Origin of the sequence: Arthrobacter sp. NamB2, assembly GCF_005281365.1 — a bacterium.
In the GTDB taxonomy this organism is placed as follows: domain Bacteria; phylum Actinomycetota; class Actinomycetes; order Actinomycetales; family Micrococcaceae; genus Arthrobacter_D.
The window spans coordinates 91,288-110,896 of the sequence record NZ_SZWI01000006.1; the positions used below are offsets into that span (position 1 = coordinate 91,288).

A 19,609-nucleotide genomic window follows, 5' to 3' on the forward strand; every position below is an offset into this window, starting at 1 on the left:
CACCGGATGCGGTGGTTCCCGTGGCTCGGGCCTCGATATCGCCCGGCATCAGGGGGATGCGGGCAACCAGGGTTGCTGCGGCTTCATCGATCCAGGTCTCTCGGCCGCTCGGGATGGTCACCTCAATGAAACGCCCGGGCTCCCGCAGGAGCAAAATGGACCGTGTAACAAACGCTGTAACAAAACCCGGGAGGCTCGGTGGCACACCAGAACGATCCGCAGGTCGTCAGGAGGCTCCTGACGGAGCACGGCCGCTGGGCGGTCGTCGGCCTGTCCAACAATCCGCGCCGCGCTGCCGTCGGCGTCTCACGCTTCCTCCTGGACCGCCTGGGGATGGATGTCGTTCCGGTGAGCCTCAAGGGCGACGACGTCCACGGGCAGAAGGGCTACACGAGGCTCGCCGATATCCCCGGCAGGATCGACGTCGTCGACTGCTTCGTGAATTCGTCGCGTGTGGGCGCGGTGGTGGATCAGGCGATCGCGGTGGGTGCACGCTCGGTGTGGCTCCAGCTGGGCGTGATCGACGAGGATGCCGCGCGTCGAGCCGCGGAGGCCGGGCTCGACGTCGTCATGGATACGTGCCCTGTCATGGAGGCGCCGGCGCTCGGGCTCTAGCCGGTCACATGCGCTGGTACTTCGAGCGCACCACCATGAACACGCCGTATGCCATGAGTCCGAGAGCCACCGCGCCGAGCAGCCACACTCCGAAGGGCTGGTCGCGCAGTGCCTTGAGGGCGCCGTCGAGCCCGGTGGACTGTTCCGGGTTGTTCGTGACGGAAGCGACCACGACGAGGACTCCCAGGACCCCGAGGGCGAATCCCTTGGCGATGTACCCCACGGTGCCCAGCATCATGACGGCGCTGCCGAGCGCACCGGCCGGGAGGTGCGAGATCTTCTCGCGGAAGCGCCGGGTGGCGCCGCTGACGATGAAGTAGCCTCCGACGACGAGGATCCCCACGCCGATGGCGATGAGGAGGACCTTGCCCGCTGGGCTGCCCATGAGGGACGCGCTCAACGAACTCGTACTGCTGCTGCTGTCGCTCGAACCACCGAGTGCGAACCGTCCGAACGTCACGCCGATGGCGGCGTAGACGACGGCCTGGCCGCCGCTCTTCAGGCGGGCGGTCAGCTTGTCCTTGCCCCTGAGGCCCCGCGATCCGAAGAAGACGTCGCCGAGGTTGAACAGGGCGAGGGCGACGCACCCGATGAAACAGAACCACAGCAGGAAGGTCCCGCCGGGACTCGCTGCGAGCTGACCGATCGCTCCGCTCTGGTCGGCGCTTCCGGAGCCGCCGTTCGCCAGTCCGAGCGCTATGAGCCCGATGAGGAAGTGCAGGATGCCGGCGGCGACGTAGCCCGCACGCGCCACCAGTTCGAACTGCTTGGAGTTGACCGCTTCCTCTGCGGCGTCGGACGCCCCTTCAGCGGCACCCTTACCCGATGTGCCCATCCCTCGTGCCATGATGCTCCCGCTTCCCTGTCGGATCGGCGGGTCGGACACCCCAGGTGCGTCCGTGCCGGTCTGGACCTCCATCCTGCCACTGCCCGGCCTTCGGCGCCCCTCCCGTTCCAGTAGGTTGGGTCGAGGATCACCACCCGCGGCCGATGGTGGGCGTCCTTGGAGTGCAGGTCGACGGAAGAGGCACGCATGGAGCAGTTCACGTATGACGAACGGGGCGCGACCGACAGACCCTTCCCGGAGTCGTTGGAGGGAGGCTGGCCCGCCGGTTACACCGTGATGGTGGAGTCGCACGACATCGGGAGCGAGGACCCACCGGCCGCCTTTCTCGCCCTCGCGGAAGGGATTCTCGCATGGGGGCTTCACCGGCGGGCAGGCCTCTCGATGACGTCCGACGCCGAGCGCGCGGCACCGGGGGTCAAAGTCGTCTCCGGGTTCGGCGTCGGCCCCGCCAGGATCAAGGCGCCGTGCCGGGTGATCTGGTCGAGGGCGCCGCGGCTCGACGGTGCGGGCCGGGCCGTCCCCGGCCAGCGCAGTGGCTTCGGCTACGGGACACTGCCCGGCCACCCCGTGCGCGGTGAGGAGGGTTTCTATGCCGAGCTGACCGCTGACAACCGCGTGCGGTTCATCTGCTCCGCCTACAGCGTGCCCGCAAACGTTGTGTACCGGCTCGCCGCACCCGTGACCAGGCTGACGCAGGGGTACGTGCTGTCGCGCTACGTGAAGGCTGCGCGGGAACTGGCGGGGGAGGTCTGACCGGCTACCGACGGCCGGGCTCCGTCCCGGGGCTCGCACGCCACCGGTCGGATGTCTCCGCCCGCCCGTCCTCGCCCACCTGTCCTGACGTGGCCCTTGCCCCGGGCCCCGGGCAGGCGCGCCGTGGAGTCGTTCTGGGACTGCCCCGACACTGGTGCAGCCGAGAACGTCGTGGTCTCCCACCCGGCCCCGGCGCTGGTTGTCCGCGAATCCACAGGACCGGCACCGGGGCAGGACGAACGGCAGACGGCGGGGCCCGACCGATGATCGGGCGTCCGGGGGAGCGAAGGGAAAGCACCATGCAGACACGCACACTGGCCAACGGCCTGGCACTCACCGAACTGGGTCTGGGCACCGCGCAGTTCGGCAATCTCTACCGAGAGACCACCGACGCCGAGGCGGAGGGTGCCTTCGAGGCGGCATGGCAGGCCGGGATCCGCTCTTTCGACACCGCGCCCCACTACGGACTGGGCTTGTCGGAACGGCGCCTCGGGGCGTTGCTCCGCACGAAGGACCGCGACGACTTCGTCCTCTCGACGAAAGCAGGGCGCCTGCTCGTGCCCAACCCCGGCGGCGAGGGCCAGCGCGACACCGACAGCGGTTATGACGTCCCTGCCACCCTGCGGCGCCAGTGGGATTTCAGCGCCGACGGGATCAAGCGCTCGATCGACGAGAGCCTCGAACGCCTGGGGCTCGATCGCATCGACATCGTCTACCTCCACGACCCCGACGACCACGGCGGTCCGGCCATGGAGGAGGCGCTCCCGGCACTGCTCCGCCTCCGGGAGGCGGGCGTCATCACCGCCATCGGGGCGGGGATGAACCAGTCCGCGATGCCGGCCGAGTTCATCCGGAGGTACGACATCGACGTCGTCATGCTCGCCGGACGCTACACCCTGCTCGAGCAGGGGGCCCTCGCCGACCTGATGCCGCTCGCGGTCGATCGCGGCGTCGGAGTGATCATTGCGGGCGTCTACAACTCGGGGCTCCTTTCCAGGGACCGGCCACGGAGCGATGCGAAGTACAACTACGAGACGGCTCCGGCGGAACTCGTCGCACGCGCGCATCGGATCGCGGACATCTGCGAACGACACGGGGTCTCACTTCCGGATGCGGCCGTCGCCTTTCCCCTGCGCCACCCCGCCACCGTCTCGGTCGTCGTCGGAGGACGCACCGACGAGCAGGTCCGAGGGAGCGTCGAGCGCTACCTGAGGCCGATCCCGGACGCGCTCTGGGACGACCTCCGTCACGAGGGACTGATTCCCCAGTGAACCACCGTGAAGCTGTCACACTACCGAAGGAGCACGAATGACCATCATCACCTCGGCCGAGGTCGTGGATGTACGGTTTCCGACATCGTTGACGGCCGCAGGTTCGGATGCCATGAACAAGGACGGCGACTACTCGGCGGCCTATGTCACGCTCCGAACGGACGATCCGGCACTGTCCGGGTATGGATTCACCTTCACCATCGGTCGCGGGAACGACATCTGCGTCCTGGCAGCGGAGCAGCGCGCCAAGCCGCTGGTCGGTCGCAACGTCCAGGAGCTCCTGTCCGACCTCGGCAGGACCTACCGCGAGCTGAAGTCGGATTCCCAGCTACGGTGGCTGGGCCCCGAGAAAGGGGTCGAGCACCTGGCCCTGGCCGCTGTGATGAATGCGGTGTGGGACATGGCGGCCCGCGCCGCGGGCAAGCCCCTGTGGAGGCTCCTGAGTGAGATGACTCCGGAGGAACTCGTCGACGTCGCCGACCTCCAGTATCTTTCCGACGCGCTCACCCGGGAGGAAGCCCTCGACCTCCTGCGGGACATGGCTCCGACGCGCTCGCAGAGGGTCGCCGAACTGGAGGCGAGCGGTTACCCCTGCTACACGACGAGCGCGGGCTGGCTGGGCTACTCGGACGAGAAGCTGCGCAGGCTCTGCCAGGAAGCGGTGGACGAGGGCTACCGGCACATCAAGCTGAAAGTAGGAGCCCACAGGGACGACGACATCCGGCGTCTGGGAATCGTGCGGGAGGTGATCGGCGAGGACGCCCACCTGATGATCGACGCGAACCAGGTGTGGGATGTCCCTGAAGCCATAGAGTGGGTGCGCTCCCTCGCCCGGTTCAACCCGCTGTGGATCGAGGAACCGACAAGCCCGGACGACGTCCTCGGGCACGCTGCCATCCGACAGGCAGTGTCGCCGATCGGGGTCGCGACAGGGGAACACGGGATGAACCGGGTGCTCTTCAAACAGATGTTCCAGGCGGAGGCGATCGACTTCTGTCAGCTGGACTCGGCCCGACTCGCCAGCATCAACGAGATCCTCCCGGTCTTCCTCATGGCGAAGAAGTTCAACGTACCCGTCTGTCCGCACGCCGGTGGGGTCGGGCTGTGCGAGCTTGTCCAGCACCTGTCGATCTTCGACTACATCGCCATCTCCGGATCGCTGGACAACAGGGTCACGGAGTACGTGGATCACCTGCACGAGCATTTCGTGGACCCCTGCATCGTCGAGAACGCGGCCTACAGGGTGCCCGCCAGGCCCGGTTACAGCGCCGAGATGCACGAGGCGTCGATCAAGGAATTCGCCTTCCCGCATGGCGCTTACTGGTCCGGGCAGCAGTGAGGCGCATCCATCCGATGCCTGCACAGTTGATCGGAAGCGCACGTCATCAGGGCATCACGCTGATGCTGCAACGGTGGTCCGAGCTCCAGCAGCCGGGCCGGGCATCGAGGACCGAAGGAGCACGATGAAACTACTACGCTACGGACCGATCGGATCAGAGCGGCCGGCGGTTCTGGCCGTCGACAGGGACGGGAACGAGCAAGCCTACGATCTCTCGTCGCTGACGCCCGACATCACGGGTGAATTCCTCGCTGCGGACGGAATAGCTGCTGTGCGGAAAGGGCTCGAGACGGGGTCCCTGCCCCGAGCCGACATCGGCGGCGAACGCATCGGCGCGCCGATCGCGCGTCCTTCGGCCATCATCTGCGTAGGCATGAACTACGCTGCGCACGCGGCCGAGTCCGGCTCGACGCCGCCCGACACCCCCATCATCTTCCTCAAGACCCCGAATACACTCGCGGGGCCGGACGACGACGCCTTCATACCCCGGGGCAGCACCAGGACGGACTGGGAGGTCGAACTCGGTGTCGTCATCGGCAAGCGGGCCGGCTACCTCGACTCGGTCGAGCAGGCGGCCGACCATATCGCCGGTTTCCTCGCGGCGAACGATCTCTCGGAACGAACCTTCCAGCTGGATGATTCAGGCGGCCAGTGGTCGAAGGGAAAGTGCGCGCCGGGGTTCTCCCCGCTCGGACCATGGCTGGTCCCTGCTGCCGAGGTGGAAGCCGAGAACCTCCGCCTGCGCAGCTGGGTGAACGGTGAGGCCCGGCAGGACTCGAGTACGGCGGACATGATCTTCACGCCGGCGTTCCTCGTGCACCACCTCAGCCAGTACCTCACCCTCGAAGCCGGCGACGTCGTCCTGACCGGAACACCCCAGGGCGTCGCCCTGTCCGGCAAGCACCCGTACCTGACTGCCGGTGACGTCGTGGAGATCGAGATCGAGGGGCTTGGCCGCCAGCGCCAGGTCTTCAGGGAGGCCTAGGAGCAGATGATGAACGAACCACAGCAGGAGATGCACGGACTCGTGGCACTGGTGACCGGCGGTGCCTCGGGCATCGGGGCCGCCGTGGCACGGCGGCTCGCAGACCTGGGCGCCCGGGTCGCCGTGCTGGACGTGATGCCGGAGGCAGCTGCGGAGCAGCACTTCACCGTGCGGTGCGACGTGTCCGATGACCTCTCCGTGCGATCGGCGGTGGACGCCGTCGTGGACCACTACGGCAGGCTGGACATCATCATCAACAACGCCGGCATCGGTGCGCAGGGAACCATCGCGGACAACGACGATTCCGAGTGGCAGCGCGTGTTCGACATCAACGTGATCGGCATGGTCCGGGTCAGCAGGGCGGGCCTGCCGCACCTGCGCGAGTCACCTGCTGCGGCCATCGTGAACGTCTCCTCCATCGCGGCGACCGCAGGCCTTCCGGCCCGGGCCCTCTATTCCGCGTCCAAGGGCGCCGTGCAGTCACTGACCTTCGGCATGGCGGCTGATCACCTGCCGGAGGGCATCCGCGTCAACTGCGTCAATCCCGGCACGGCAGATACGCCGTGGGTCAAGCGCCTCCTCGAGAAGGCGGAGGACCCGCTAGCCGAACGCGCCGCGTTGGAGGCCAGGCAGCCCCACGGCAGGCTCGTCACCGCGGAGGAGATCGCGGCCGCGGTCTCCTACCTCGCGTCACCGCTCGCGGGATCGACCACCGGGGTCGCACTGGCCGTCGACGGCGGTATGCAGAACCTCCGGCTCAGGCCCCGGTCCGCCTGAGGCAGGCGGACCGGGGTTCCATCAGGTCCTGGCGCTGGTTGTCCGGTTCCCCAGCCTCCGGTTCCCTAGCCGAAGTGCTTCGGCAGCGTTCCCTCGTGAGCTTCGCGGAGCTGGTCGAGCGGCAGCGTGAAGTAGCCCTGCACATCGAGCGCCTGGTTCTCCGTGTCCACGACGCCGATGCGCAGGGTGGGGAAATTCCTCGCCGTGCACATGTCGTTAAAGCGCACTTCCTCGGACCGTGGGACGCTGACGACGGCCCGGGCCTGGCTCTCGCTGAACAGCGCCGTGAACGCGTCGATCCCGTCGCGCTCGCACAGTTCGTCCAAGCCGATGCGCGCACCGACGCCGAAGCGCAGCGCCATCTCGCTCAGGCCGGCCGCGAGGCCGCCCTCGGAGAGGTCGTGGGCGGCGTCGATCATGCCGTCCCGCGAGCAGTTCACCAGGATCGCCGCGAGGGTCTTCTCCGCGGCGAGGTCCAGTGCCGGAGGCTGTCCACCGAGGTGGCCGCGCAGGTTGGCCCACTCCGAGCCGTCCAGCTCGTCCGCCGTCGTGCCCAGCAGGTAGACGGCCTGGCCGTCCTCACGCCAGCCCGACGGCGTGCGGCGCGCGACGTCGTCGAACACGCCGAGGACGCCGACCACCGGAGTCGGGTGGATGGCGACGCCGCCGGTCTGGTTGTACAGCGAGACGTTCCCTCCGGTCACGGGAACGCCGAGCTCCTGGCAGGCATCGGCGAGGCCACGCACGCTCTCGGCGAACTGCCACATCACCTCGGGGTCCTCCGGTGACCCGAAGTTCAGGCAGTCGGTGACGGCGAGCGGCTCGGCCCCCGATGTCGCGACGTTGCGGTACGCCTCGGCGAGGGCCAGGCGCGCTCCCTCGTAGGGGTTGAGGTAGGAGTAGCGGCCGTTGGCGTCCGTCGAGATGGCGACACCGAGGCCGGTCTCCTCGTCGACGCGGATCACTCCGGCGTCGTCCGGCATGGCAAGGGCCGTGTTGCCCTGCACGTAGCGGTCGTACTGGTCCGTGACCCAGTTCTTCGCGCACATGTTGGGCGAGGCCATGAGTTCGAGCATGGCTTCGCGCAGGTCCGCGGGCCGCTCGTGCGCGAAGGTGTCGGCCTGCACGCCGTCGAGCCACTCCGGGCGGTGATAGGGACGCTCGTAGACAGGACCCTCGTGGGCGACGGTGCGCGGATCGACGTCGACGATCTTCTCGCCGTCCCACTCGATGATGAGGCGCCCGGTGTCGGTGACCTCACCCAGCCAGGAGTACTCCACGGCCCACTTGTCCATGATCGCCTCGAACGCGGAGACGTTCTCCGGCGTCACGACCGCCATCATGCGCTCCTGCGACTCCGACATGAGGATCTCGCCGGGGGTGAGGGACGGGTCGCGCAGCAGGACGTTGGTCAGTTCCACGTGCATGCCGCCGTCGCCGTTGGATGCGAGTTCCGACGTCGCACAGGAGATCCCGGCGGCGCCGAGGTCCTGGATTCCCTCGACCACGGAGGCCTTGAACAGCTCGAGGCAGCACTCGATCAGCACCTTCTCGGCGAACGGATCGCCGACCTGGACGGCGGGGCGCTTGGAGGGCTTGGCGTCATCGAAGGACTCGGAGGCCAGTACCGAGGCGCCACCGATGCCGTCGCCACCCGTACGGGCGCCGAAGAGGACCACCTTGTTGCCCGCGCCGGACGCGTTGGCAAGGCGGATGTCCTCGTGGCGCAGGACGCCGACCGCGAGCGCGTTGACCAGCGGATTGCCCTGGTAGACGGAGTCGAAGACCACCTCGCCGCCGATGTTCGGCAGGCCGAGGGAGTTGCCGTAGCCGCCGATGCCCGCGACGATGCCGTGCACGAGTCGCGCTGTGTCCGGATGGTCGATCGCGCCGAAGCGCAGGGGATCCATGACGGCGACAGGGCGTGCGCCCATCGAGATGATGTCGCGGACGATGCCGCCGACGCCGGTGGCCGCACCCTGGTAGGGCTCCACGAAGGACGGGTGGTTGTGGCTCTCCACCTTGAAGGTCACGGCCCAGCCGTCGCCGATGTCGACGACGCCGGCATTCTCGCCGATGCCTACGAGGAGGTGCTCCTTCATGGCGTCGGTGACCTTCTCGCCGAACTGGCGCAGGTGCACCTTGGAGGACTTGTAGGAGCAGTGCTCGCTCCACATCACCGAGTACATGGCGAGTTCGGCACCGGTGGGGCGGCGGCCGAGGATTTCCTCGACGCGCTGGAACTCGTTCTCCTTGAGGCCGAGTTCGGCCCAGGGGAGCGCCTGGCCGGGCGTGGCCTCGGCGTTCGCGACCGTGTCGATATTGAACTTCTTGGACGTTGTCTCCGCAGTCACTTAGCCCACCAGCTTCTTGAGTACCGACGTGAAGATGCCGAGTCCGTCCGTGCCGCCGCGGACCTCTACCTCGCCGCGCGCCGAGGAATCAGGGCCGAAGCCGGCCTCCACCGCGTGCTCGGGGTGCGGCATGAGCCCGACGACGTTGCCTGCCGCGTTCGAGATGCCGGCGATGTCGCGGCGCGACCCGTTGGGATTGCCGTCGACGTACCGGAAGACCACGCGGCCCTCGCCCTCGAGTTCGTCGAGCGTGCGGTTGTCGGCCACGAACTGGCCGTCCTGGTTTTTGAGCGGGATGACGAGCTCCTCGCCGTCCGCGTACTCGGAGGTCCAGGATGTGCCGTTGTTCTCGACGCGCAGGCGCTGGTCACGGCAGATGAAGTGCAGGTGGTTGTTCTTGATCATCGAGCCGGGCAGCAGGTGCGCCTCGGTGAGGACCTGGAATCCGTTGCAGATGCCGAGGACGGGCAGGGCGTCCGCCCCACCGGAGGCCGCTGCGGTGATCTGCTCCATGAGCGGGGCGAAGCGCGAGATGGCACCGGCTCGGAGGTAGTCGCCGTAGGAGAAACCGCCGGGAATGATCACGGCGTCGACGTCCTGCAGGCTGTGGTCGCCGTGCCACAGGTGGACTGCGGACCCGCCGGCGAGGCGGACGGCGCGGACGGCGTCGCGATCGTCGAGCGAGCCGGGGAACGTGACGACGCCGACCTTCACGCCGTTCAGGGGGCTGTCCTCGTTGTTCGAGGCCACGGGCTGCGGGCCGCCGATGAGGGGCGTTTCGATGTTCGAGGCGGTCACTGGGCGTCCTCCTCGAGAACCTCCACGCGCGTGACGTCCTCGATGACCGGGTTGGACAGCAGCGTGGTGGCGGCGTGGCGGGCCTGTTCGAGCACCTCGTCGGTGACGACGCCGTCCACCGTCAGTTCGAACCGCTTGCCCTGCCGGACACTGGCGAAACCGGTGAGACCGATCCGGGGAAGGGCTCCGGCGATCGCCTTACCCTGCGGGTCGAGGATCTCGGGCTTGGGCATGACGTCGACAACAATCCGGGGCATCCGGCAACTCCTGTGCGTGAGCGGCAAGTGCTGGGCATTCCAGCATTAAATGCAGTAGCCCGGAAGTGCCGTCTCACGCCGCATCTGGGTTGACACTGGCGCTCCGCGAGCTTGCCCTTCAAGTCTACCGGGGATTACCGGCAGCTTCGTCCGGCGCTGACGGCCCTTCGAGTCCTACTGGCCGCCCGGCGAGCCCAGGATGTCCCGCACCTTGTCCCACCTGGAGATCTCGCAGCCATCGGTGAGCGCGAAGGAGGCGAGGACCGATGTGCCGTCGAGCTCACCCGTGATGCTGGCGGTCTGCGGGCCACCGTATTGCTGGGTGCAGATCGCGTCCTTGGAAGGGCGCGCCGTGAAGAACTTCGTGCCGAGCCGGGCGAGCGCGGCGCAGGCGGCCTCCGCATTGGGAAGGGTCGACGCCGGTCCCGGTGCGCCGTCGACGCACTCGAGCACGTACTGCACGGGCTCAGCGGCCGGATCCTGGCTGATCGAGATGGTCAGCATGGCCGTGGTGCCGGCGGCAGCCGGCGGCACCTCGGCCGTCCCGGACGGTTCCGTGGACGCCGTCGGGGACGACGCAGACGTGCCCGCCGCCGTCGGGAGCGGGGTGGTCGAAGGCTCGGGGGCTGAGGACTGCACGGCGGTCTCCTGGTCGATCGGTTCGGCTGCCGGACCGCCCTGGGCGCATGCCGACAGGACGAGTGACAGGGCGGCGAGCGGAAGCAGGAACCGGGCCATCGCAGGCCCTCGCCGGGTCGGCGACAGCAGTTCGCTGATGGTCATGGTGGTCCCCCTTCGAGTGGCTTCCCAGCGTAACCGCTGGCGGAAGTTCAACGAAGAAGGACGGCGGAGCGTCCCGCAGGAAGGCGCTCCGCCGTCGTCACGGTGTCCCGACTGCCCGCTCGAGGTGCTCGAGGAGCCGTCCCCGGAGTACCTGCGACTCCTCGGCGAAACCGCGCTGGAGGCGGACGTACTCCGCCTTGCCCTCACTCGTCTCGATCGCGATCGGCGTGTAACCCCAGCCGGACAGGTCGTAGGGGGAGGCCCTCATGTCCATGGTCCGGATGCGCCAGGACAACTCGAAGCAGTCCATGACAATCTCGCTCGGCAGCAGGGGAGTGAGCTTGTAGGCCCGCTTGTACAGGTCCATGTTGGCGTGCAGGCAACCCGGCTGCTCGAGGTCCCGCTGTGTCTCCCGCGTCGGTACGTGCTCGTTCAGGGGCACGGCCTGCGGCGTGTAGAAGCGGAAGGCGTCGAAGTGGGTGCAGCGGATGCGGGACGCCTCGACGACATCGTCCGTTCCGGCTGCGCCCAGGCGCAGCTCGAGGTACTCGTGACGCACGCCGTTGACCGCGGAGCGGTAGGCCATCGCCCACTCGTGGAGGCCGAAGCAGCCGAACTGCGCCGGTCGTGCGGCGGTCCGCGCGAGGATGATCCGCGCGAAGTCGACCGACTCGTGGCGTTCCCCGACGAAACGGCGGGCGTCCACGCGGACGCCGTCGTCGTGGGCTGTGTAGTACTTCCAGTCGGAGCGGCCTGCCGCCGCCGGTCCCTGCAGCACGACGCCGGCCCCTGGGTGCCAGCGGAGGAGTTGTCCGGGCTTCTGGTTGTAGTAGGTGAAGAGGAAGTCCTCCACGGGATGCACTGCGCCACGGGACCGGCGGTCCAGGTAGGGCTGGGCGAAGCGCGCCACGCGTGTCCGGTGCTGCCGCTCGCGGTCCTGCCACTCCGTCTCGCGGAGGCTTTCCAGGAGAGGTGCATGCATCGTCCCATTATCACCCAGACCCCTTTTGGTAAATACTCGGTGCGAATTGTGAAGGGAACGGCCGCGTCGGACAGTGGGCAGAGTGTTGCCCCGGGTAAGTTTGTGCTCGCCGTGGCGTCTGTGAGCGTTCTCACAGGTGGGGGGTCCTATCCAGGAGACCACGGCATCGGGGGAACGGCCTTGGCCGGCCCGTACTTTCACGAGAGGCACTACCTTCCTATGACACAACGGAGAAATGCCGGGCAGGGGCGTAGCACCCTACGCGCCGCCGCGGCTATCGTTCTGGGTCTGCCGCTGCTGGTCACATCGACGGCCGTGGCACCCGCTGCCTTCGCAGCGCCCGGTCCCGCTTCGGTCGCACCCATCAAGGCGCCGACCAAGGAACTGGACCCCGCTCAGTACCCGGACGGCAAGTACATCGTCGTACTGGCCGACAAGCCGCTGGCGACCTACGACGGCGGCGTCGACGGCATCGCGCCCACGAAGCCCGAAGCGGGGGAGAAACTCGATGCCGACGCCGAGAACGTGCAGCAGTATTCGGAGTTCCTCGAGACGAAGCAGCAGGAGATCGCGGCCGAGAAGGACGTCGAGATCAAGCGCACCTACACGGCCGCGATCAACGGTTTCGCTGCCGACCTCAGCGCCGACCAGGCCGTCGAGCTCGCCAAGAGCGACGACGTCCTGCTCGTCTCGCCGGACGTCGAGAACGCCCCCGACTACTCGAGCATCGACTTCCTGGGCCTGAACGGCGGCAAGGGAGCCTGGAAGACACAGTTCGGCGGCGAGAAGAACGCCGGCAAGGGGACCGTCGTCGGTGTCATCGACACCGGCTACGCGCCGGACAACCCCTTCTTCGCAGGCAAGCCCGTCAAGCCGCTGAAGGGCAACGCGAAGCCGAAGGTGGGCGAGCCCTACCTCGATGCCGATGGCAGGATCGCCATGCTCAAGGCCGACGGCAGCACCTTCACGGGCGAGTGCCAGGTGGGCGAGGACTTCGACGGCTCCCTGTGCAACTCGAAGGTACTCTCTGCCCAGTACTTCGCCGATGCCTTCCTCGAGACGGTCCCGGAGGCCGACCGCGCACCGCACGAGGTCATCTCCCCCGTCGACATCGACAACCACGGCACACACACCGCGAGCACCGCAGCCGGCAACGCGGGCGTGACCCAGACCGTGGACGGCCGGAACTTCGGCGTCTCCTCCGGTGTTGCTCCCGAAGCGAAGATCTCCGTGTACAAGACGTGCTGGGAGGACAATGATCCGCAGACGGGGGGCTGCTACTCGTCCGCAGCCGTCGATGCCATCAACAAGGCCATCCTCGACGGCGTCGACGTCCTCAACTACTCGATCTCGGGCAGCACGACGACGACGACCGATGCCGTGTCCCTCGCCTTCCTCTCGGCGACCTCCGCCGGGATCTTCGTTGCAGCCTCTGCTGGCAATTCCGGGCCCACGCCCAGCACCGTGAACCACGGCGGCCCCTGGATGACGACGGTGGCCGCAAGCACCTTCAGCTACGAGCTGCAGGGCACGGCTGAATTCTCCGACGGCACCAAGTACCGCGGCGCGTCGATCATGCGCGCCGGCGTCGCAGCCAGCCCGGTCGTACTCGCTGTGAATGCTGCAGCTGCCGGTGCCGCGAGCCCCAACCTCTGCGGTCCCGGCACCCTGGATCCCGCGAAGGTCACCGGCAAGATCGTGGTGTGCGACCGCGGCGTCGTCGACCGTACGGCCAAGAGTGCCGAGGTCGCCCGCGGCGGAGGTGTCGGCATGATCCTCGTGAACCTCAACGACTCCTCGTCGGACCCCGACCAGCACGCCGTTCCCACGGTGCACGTCAATGCGCCCGAGGCCCTCGAGCTCAAGGCCAAGGTCGCGGCCAACCCGTCACTCACCGTCGCCCTCAAGGCCACCGACACCACCGGCAAGCCGCTGCCTCCTGCTCCGCAGGTCGCGGGCTTCTCCTCGCGCGGCCCTCTGCTCGCCACCGACTCCGATCTGCTCAAGCCGGACATCACCGCTCCCGGTGTCGCCGTCCTCGCGGGCGTCTCCACGGTCGGCTCGAACGGCGCGCAGTTCGGCTTCCTCTCCGGCACGTCCATGGCGTCACCGCACGTCGCGGGCCTCGGAGCGCTCGTGCTCGGCAAAAACCCCCTGTGGTCGCCGGCTACCGTCAAATCCGCGATGATGACCACCGCCTACCCGCTGAAGACCGCGAGCGGTGGCGTCGAGACGGACGTCCTCGCCGTGGGCGCGGGCCACATCAACCCGGCCACGGTCCTCAGCCCCGGACTCGTCTACGACCAGAACGAGGACGACTACCTGCGCTTCATCGAGGGCACGGGCGTCGAGCTCGGCATCCCGGGCATCGAACCCGTGGCCGCGAAGGACACCAACGTCCCGTCCTTCGCCCTCGGGAACCTGACCGGGCGCACGGAGGTCACCCGCACGGTGACCGCCATGACGCCGGGCGTGTACCGCGCAACCGCGAACGTGCCCGGAGTGAAGGTGACGGTCACGCCGTCGATCCTCAACTTCAGTGCCGGGGGCGAGACCCGCACCTTCAAGGTCTCGTTCGAGAACCAGAGCGCGCCCTTCGGCTCGTTCGCTTCCGGCTCGCTGACCTGGTCCGGCCAGGGCAAGAACGTCACGTCGCCGGTGGCCATTCGTCCGCAGGCCGTGAATGCCCCGGCGGAGGTCGCCTTCAACTCGGCCGGTCCTAACGGCAGCGGTAGCTTCGACGTCACCTCGGGGACCAACACCCCGATCCAGATGACGCTCGAAGGCCTGTCCAAGGCCGATACCTCGGCACTGAGCCTGGTACCCGGCAGATTGGTCAACGGTAACGACGCCTCGAACGCTGTCAAGGACGTCACCGTCCCCGAAGGCGCGCCGGTCGCGAAGTTCTCCGTCCTCTCGGACGACCCGGATGCCGACTTCGACATGTTCATCATCACTCCGGCCGGCACCGTCACCGAGGTGGCCACCGCCGACGCGAGTGAGACGATCACGATCGAGGACCCCCAGCCAGGCGCGTACCGCATCATCGCCAACCTCTATGGAAGCCCTGGGAACAGGCCGACGACGGGATCCATCGACGCCGTCATCCTTGGCGGCAACGAGAACAACGCGACGCTGGCCCCGAACCCGCTGACCCTGGCCAACGGCAGCACGGGCGCGGTCACCCTCAGCTGGACCGGGCTCACCCCGGGCTCCTACGTGGGACGCGTGTCCTATGCAGGATCCTCGACCGTGACCTACGTGAGCGTCGTCGTCGACGGGGAGGGCGAGGCCACGGCCCAGCTTCCTGCCACCGACCCGGCGGACAAGCTGATGGCTGATCCGCGCGAATCGACCACGCCGACAGGTAACCAGTAGCACCCGACTGCACATACGAGAAGGCCGGTGGATCATCGATCCACCGGCCTTCTCGCCGTCCTGGGTGTCTTCGGCGCTGACGCGCCGGTGTCGCGCTAGCGGCCCGTGCCTGCGTAGACCGTCGCGGTGGTGTCGCCGTCGAGCTCGAACGCGGCGTGCACCGCACGCACCGCGGTGTCAAGCAGATCCGCTCCTGTCACCACGGAGATGCGGATCTCCGACGTCGAGATCATGTCGATGTTCACCCCGGCGTCGGACAGGGCACGGAAGAAGCGGTAGGAGACACCGGGATTCGAGCGCATGCCGGCACCAATGAGCGAGAGCTTGCCGATCTTCTCGTTGTACTCGACCGCCTCGAAGCCCACGCGGTCCTGCGCCTCGCGGAGCGCGGCGAGCGCCTCGGCGCCGTCCACGATCGGCAGGGTGAAGGAGATGTCCGTCCGGCCCGATCCGTGCGTCGAGACGTTCTGGACGATCATGTCGATGTTCGTGTTGGCACCCGCGACGATGCCGAAGATCTCCGCAGCCTTGCCGGGGATGTCCGGCACGCCGACGACGGTGACCTTCGCTTCCGAACGGTCGTGCGCGACGCCGGAGATGATGGGCTGTTCCAAGGGTTCTCCCTCTTGAATCTTGATCTGGTCATCGGGGCTGGGCAGTACCCAGGTGCCTTCGTTGTGGCTGAACGAGGAGCGGACGTGCAGGGGGACCCCGAAGCGGCGCGCGTACTCCACGCAGCGCAGGTGCAGGATCTTCGCCCCGGAGGCAGCCATCTCCAGCATCTCCTCGCTCGAGATGGTGTCGATCTTCTGGGCGGACGACACGACGCGCGGATCGGCGGTGTAGACGCCGTCGACGTCCGTGTAGATCTCGCAGACGTCGGCATCGAGGGCAGCCGCGAGCGCGACGGCGGTGGTGTCGGAGCCTCCCCGGCCGAGCGTCGTGATGTCGTTGCTCTCGCGGCTCATGCCCTGGAACCCGGCGACGATCGCGATGTCGCCCTTCTCGATGGCAGTCCGGATGCGGTGCGGGGAGACGTCGATGATGCGGGCCTTGCCGTGGATGGCGTCCGTGATCATGCCCGCCTGGCTGCCTGTGAAGGACTGCGCCGACGCCCCGATGCCATGGATCGCCATGGCGAGGAGGGCCATCGAGATACGCTCGCCGGCGCTCAGGAGCATGTCCATCTCGCGCGCGTCCGAGGACGCGGGGCTCACCTGACCGGCGAGGTCGAGCAGCTCGTCCGTGCTGTCACCCATGGCGGAGACGACGACCACCACGTGGTGCCCGGCGTCGTGCGTGTCGACCACGCGACGCGCCACGCGCTTGATCCCCTCGGCGTCGGCAACCGACGACCCGCCGAATTTCTGGACTATGAGGCTCATGCACTCGCTCACTGGTGAAGGTCGACGGCGACTGGTCCGCCGTGCTGTCAATGTCTTCGAAGGCGGCAGCGTCGGCGCCTGGGGGCGTGGACCGTGATCCTGCGCCCGTGCAAGTGTAGCGGCGGCGCAATCGGCCGCCCAAAGTCTGGGTCCAAATGAGAACGGAACAGGCGGGCGGTGTCGTCGGCCTCCTGCCGCCTGAACGGATCACCGTCGCATACCCTCTTACCATGACCAACGAATTTGGGGGAATCGTTGTCGAGGGGGTAGCGCGCAGCTTCGGCTCCGTGCAGGCGATCCGCGATATCGATTTCGAGGCCCCGCCCGGAGAAGTGACCGCACTGATCGGTCCGAACGGCTCCGGCAAGACGACCCTGATGCTGATCATGGCAAGCCTGTTGGCGCCGGATCTCGGTACGGTACGTGTCGCCGGTTTCGATCCTGCCACGCAACCGGCGGAGGTGAGGAGCAGGGTCGGCTGGATGCCGGACACCCTGGGGGTCTGGGATTCCCTCACGGCACTGGAGGTGCTGCGGACCCTCGGCGCACTCTACGGCCTGAGCCCTGCGGACTGCTCACGAAGGGCCGACGAACTGCTGCTGACGGTACGCCTGACCGAATTCGGCCGGCAGCCGGCGCGCGTGCTCTCGAGGGGCCAGCAGCAGCGGCTCAGCCTCGCGCGGGCCCTCATCCACGATCCGCAGGTCCTGCTCCTCGATGAGCCGGCATCAGGCCTCGACCCCGGATCGCGCGTCGAACTGCGGACGCTCCTGCGGTCCCTGGCCGCGCAGGGCAAGACCGTCGTCGTGTCCAGCCATGTCCTGTCCGAGCTCGACGAGATCGCCGACCGCGCGGTGTTCGTGAATCGCGGGCAGTCCGTCAAGAGCCAGACGCTCGACGAAGCCGGGAGCCAAGCACGCCGCTACTACGTTCAGGCCCAGCCCATGTCCGCACTCGCCGAGGCCCTCCGGAGCTATGGGGTCCGTTTCGAGACGCGGGGCGACTCGCGGCGTGAGGAGTTCCTCGTGCAACTCGGCAGTACCGCGGAAGCCTCCTGGCTGCTGCGCACCCTGGTGATGAGCGACGTCGTCGTCACCGCCTTCGCACCCGCAGGGGGCGCGTTGGAAGAGACCTACATGAGCCTGGATACGGACCGACTATGAGCACCCTCACCGAACCCTCGATGCCACAGCCGGTCCGGCGGGCGACCGAGCTGCGATTCCTGACCGCCGTCCGGACCGTCTTCGCCCTCGAGATGAAGCAGCGGCTGCGCGGCAAGGGCTGGTACTGGATGCTCGGTACCTGGTTCGTCGTCATCGCCTTCATCTTCGTCCTGGCGACTGGGCTTCTCGGCACCACGGACAACGAGGGCGGCATACTCTTCGACCTGATCGTCGGATTCGTCCTGTTCTTCGGGCTCCTCGTCTCACCCGGACTCTCGGCGAACGCCGTCAACGGCGACCGCGCGGGCGGCACGCTCGCCATCCTGCAGGTGACCCTGTTGACACCTGGACAGTTGCTCATGGGCAAATGGCTCGCGTCATGGGTGGGTTCCCTCGCCTTCCTCATCGTGAGCAGCCCTTTCATCTTCTGGGCGCTGGCCCTCGGTGGAGTCAGCGCGCGGGAAGCTCTCGTCTCACTCCTGATGCTGGCCCTGGAACTCGCCGTGGTCTGCGCGCTCGGGGTCGGCATCTCCGCCCTCGCGAACCGTCCGCTCTTCTCGATCGTCAGCACGTACATGCTCGTGGCGCTCCTGGCCATCGGCACCCTGATCGTCTTCGGGCTCAGCACCATGCTGGTGATGGAGAGGCACATCATGACGGTCTCGTCCTACTCCTATCCGGAAGGCAGCTTCGACAGCATGGGCGTGCCCGAGGAGGGTGCGGAACTGGAGTGCCTGACGCACACCTACGAGAGCGAGGTGCCCCGGACGGAGTACATCACCTGGATACTCGCGGCGAACCCCTTCGTGGTGGTGGCCGATGCCGTTCCGTACAGCACGGAAGGGCTGCCGGACGAGCCTGCGTCGGGCTCGCCGCAGGCGGCTTACCTGACCGACGGCCCCTACTACACCCCGGGGGTCATGGAGACCATCAGCCAGGGGGTGAGGTCCGCCCAGGCCGGGCCGGACTTCGAGCAGACCTGCGAGGAGTCCCAGCAGGCACTCCGGCCGCTACCTCAGGGAACGCCGATCTGGCCCCTCGGCCTGGGCATCCAGGTGGCGCTCGCGGCCGGGCTCCTGCTGCTCGCCCGACGCAAACTCACGATGCCCGCGAGACGGCTCGCACAGGGTACGCGCATCGCCTGAGGCAGGGCTGTCAGGACATCGCGCGGCGGCCCTCGAAAGCGCGGCCGAGGGTGACTTCGTCGGCGTATTCGAGGTCCCCGCCCACGGGTAGTCCCGACGCAAGCCGGGTCACCGGTATTCCGATCGTCTTGAGCATGCGCACCAGGTAGGTCGCAGTCGCCTCACCCTCGAGGTTCGGGTCGGTGGCGATGATGATCTCCTGGATCTGCTCGTCCGAGAGCCGTGCGAGCAGTTCCCGGATGCGGAGCTGGTCCGGGCCGATGCCGGCAATCGGGTTGATCGCTCCACCGAGGACGTGGTACCTGCCGCGGAAGGACCGGGTGCGCTCGACGGCGATCACGTCCTTGGATTCCTCGACGACGCAGATCATGGTGGGGTCGCGACGGGGGTCGCGGCAGATGGCGCACTGCTCCTGCTCGGCGACATTGCCGCAGATGCTGCAGAACTTGACCCGTTCCTTCACCGTGGTGATCGCCGTGACGAGACGGGCCATGTCCTCCGAGTCGGCCTCGAGGATGTGGAACGCGAGACGTTGGGCCGACTTCGGCCCCACCCCTGGCAGGCGTCCGAGCTCATCGATCAGCTCCTGCACTGCGCCTTCGTACACGGTGATTCCTTATCTGCGGGTGGTGGTGCAGGCATTCGAGCTATCGGCGGCCTGTTCGTGCTTCCCGGCGTGGTCGGCGAGGAGCGGTCTTCCTATTGTCCGCCCTGCACGACGGCGCAGGGTCCCTTGGCGCGGCTGTTTCGCCCTCAGCGGTCGAGGTGAACGGGCGA

General features: G+C 67.7%; 17 protein-coding genes. 9 read left to right on the forward strand and 8 right to left on the reverse strand.

Annotation, left to right across the window (positions count from 1 at the left end):
* Positions 1–198 precede the first annotated feature (198 nt).
* Complete coding sequence (locus FDK12_RS11550; RefSeq protein ID WP_137369709.1) at positions 199–615, forward strand: CoA-binding protein; 417 nt, start codon at positions 199–201, stop codon at positions 613–615.
* 4 nt (positions 616–619) lie between these two features.
* Here FDK12_RS11550 and FDK12_RS11555 read toward each other — a convergent pair whose 3' ends face one another.
* Positions 620–1,450, reverse strand: a complete 831-nt coding sequence (locus FDK12_RS11555; RefSeq protein ID WP_137369710.1) for a DUF1206 domain-containing protein — start codon at positions 1,448–1,450, stop codon at positions 620–622.
* Positions 1,451–1,648: 198 nt separating this feature from the next.
* Between FDK12_RS11555 and FDK12_RS11560 the strand changes: the two genes are divergently transcribed.
* The 5 genes from FDK12_RS11560 (at position 1,649) to FDK12_RS11580 (ending at position 6,587) form a co-directional block, all read left to right on the forward strand.
* Positions 1,649–2,215 (forward strand): DUF1990 family protein, encoded by a 567-nt coding sequence (locus FDK12_RS11560; protein WP_137369711.1) that lies wholly within the window; start codon positions 1,649–1,651, stop codon positions 2,213–2,215.
* A 299-nt stretch (positions 2,216–2,514) separates the two neighbouring features.
* Positions 2,515–3,486 carry an aldo/keto reductase gene (locus tag FDK12_RS11565; protein WP_137369712.1) on the forward strand — a complete coding sequence of 324 codons (972 nt, stop codon included), beginning with the start codon at positions 2,515–2,517 and terminating at the stop codon, positions 3,484–3,486.
* A gap of 37 nt (positions 3,487–3,523) precedes the next feature.
* Complete coding sequence (locus FDK12_RS11570) at positions 3,524–4,825, forward strand: L-fuconate dehydratase (protein WP_137369713.1); 1,302 nt, start codon at positions 3,524–3,526, stop codon at positions 4,823–4,825.
* Between the two features lie 124 nt (positions 4,826–4,949).
* The gene (locus tag FDK12_RS11575) at positions 4,950–5,810 is read left to right on the forward strand and encodes a fumarylacetoacetate hydrolase family protein (RefSeq protein WP_137369714.1); all 861 of its coding nucleotides are present in this window, start codon (positions 4,950–4,952) and stop codon (positions 5,808–5,810) included.
* Positions 5,811–5,819: 9 nt separating this feature from the next.
* A complete protein-coding gene (locus FDK12_RS11580; RefSeq protein ID WP_223263247.1) occupies positions 5,820–6,587 on the forward strand; it encodes an SDR family NAD(P)-dependent oxidoreductase in 768 nt (255 codons plus the stop codon).
* Between the two features lie 65 nt (positions 6,588–6,652).
* On the opposite strand, the gene purL is transcribed toward FDK12_RS11580, so the two are convergent.
* From purL to FDK12_RS11605, 5 genes are all read right to left on the reverse strand, one after another.
* Positions 6,653–8,941, reverse strand: coding sequence for a phosphoribosylformylglycinamidine synthase subunit PurL (purL, locus tag FDK12_RS11585; protein ID WP_137369715.1), 2,289 nt, complete (start codon positions 8,939–8,941; stop codon positions 6,653–6,655).
* The gene (gene purQ, locus FDK12_RS11590) at positions 8,942–9,724 is read right to left on the reverse strand and encodes a phosphoribosylformylglycinamidine synthase subunit PurQ (protein ID WP_411266167.1); all 783 of its coding nucleotides are present in this window, start codon (positions 9,722–9,724) and stop codon (positions 8,942–8,944) included.
* Between the two features lie 11 nt (positions 9,725–9,735).
* Positions 9,736–9,996 carry a phosphoribosylformylglycinamidine synthase subunit PurS gene (gene purS, locus FDK12_RS11595; protein WP_104117643.1) on the reverse strand — a complete coding sequence of 87 codons (261 nt, stop codon included), beginning with the start codon at positions 9,994–9,996 and terminating at the stop codon, positions 9,736–9,738.
* A gap of 174 nt (positions 9,997–10,170) precedes the next feature.
* The gene (locus tag FDK12_RS11600) at positions 10,171–10,779 is read right to left on the reverse strand and encodes an SSI family serine proteinase inhibitor (RefSeq protein ID WP_137369716.1); all 609 of its coding nucleotides are present in this window, start codon (positions 10,777–10,779) and stop codon (positions 10,171–10,173) included.
* Between the two features lie 97 nt (positions 10,780–10,876).
* Positions 10,877–11,761, reverse strand: coding sequence for a 3-methyladenine DNA glycosylase (locus FDK12_RS11605; protein WP_137369717.1), 885 nt, complete (start codon positions 11,759–11,761; stop codon positions 10,877–10,879).
* 219 nt (positions 11,762–11,980) lie between these two features.
* On the opposite strand from FDK12_RS11605, the gene FDK12_RS11610 reads away from it, so the two are divergent.
* The gene (locus tag FDK12_RS11610) at positions 11,981–15,139 is read left to right on the forward strand and encodes a S8 family peptidase (RefSeq protein WP_137369718.1); all 3,159 of its coding nucleotides are present in this window, start codon (positions 11,981–11,983) and stop codon (positions 15,137–15,139) included.
* A gap of 95 nt (positions 15,140–15,234) precedes the next feature.
* On the opposite strand, the gene FDK12_RS11615 is transcribed toward FDK12_RS11610, so the two are convergent.
* Positions 15,235–16,524 carry an aspartate kinase gene (locus FDK12_RS11615; protein WP_137369719.1) on the reverse strand — a complete coding sequence of 430 codons (1,290 nt, stop codon included), beginning with the start codon at positions 16,522–16,524 and terminating at the stop codon, positions 15,235–15,237.
* A gap of 230 nt (positions 16,525–16,754) precedes the next feature.
* On the opposite strand from FDK12_RS11615, the gene FDK12_RS11620 reads away from it, so the two are divergent.
* Positions 16,755–17,687 (forward strand): ABC transporter ATP-binding protein, encoded by a 933-nt coding sequence (locus FDK12_RS11620; protein ID WP_137369720.1) that lies wholly within the window; start codon positions 16,755–16,757, stop codon positions 17,685–17,687.
* Positions 17,684–18,832, forward strand: coding sequence for an ABC transporter permease (locus FDK12_RS11625; protein ID WP_137369721.1), 1,149 nt, complete (start codon positions 17,684–17,686; stop codon positions 18,830–18,832). Before FDK12_RS11620 ends, FDK12_RS11625 begins: the two co-directional genes overlap by 4 nt.
* A 10-nt stretch (positions 18,833–18,842) precedes the next feature.
* On the opposite strand, the gene recR is transcribed toward FDK12_RS11625, so the two are convergent.
* A complete protein-coding gene (recR, locus tag FDK12_RS11630) occupies positions 18,843–19,439 on the reverse strand; it encodes a recombination mediator RecR (protein ID WP_104117648.1) in 597 nt (198 codons plus the stop codon).
* Between the last annotated feature and the right edge of the window lie 170 nt (positions 19,440–19,609).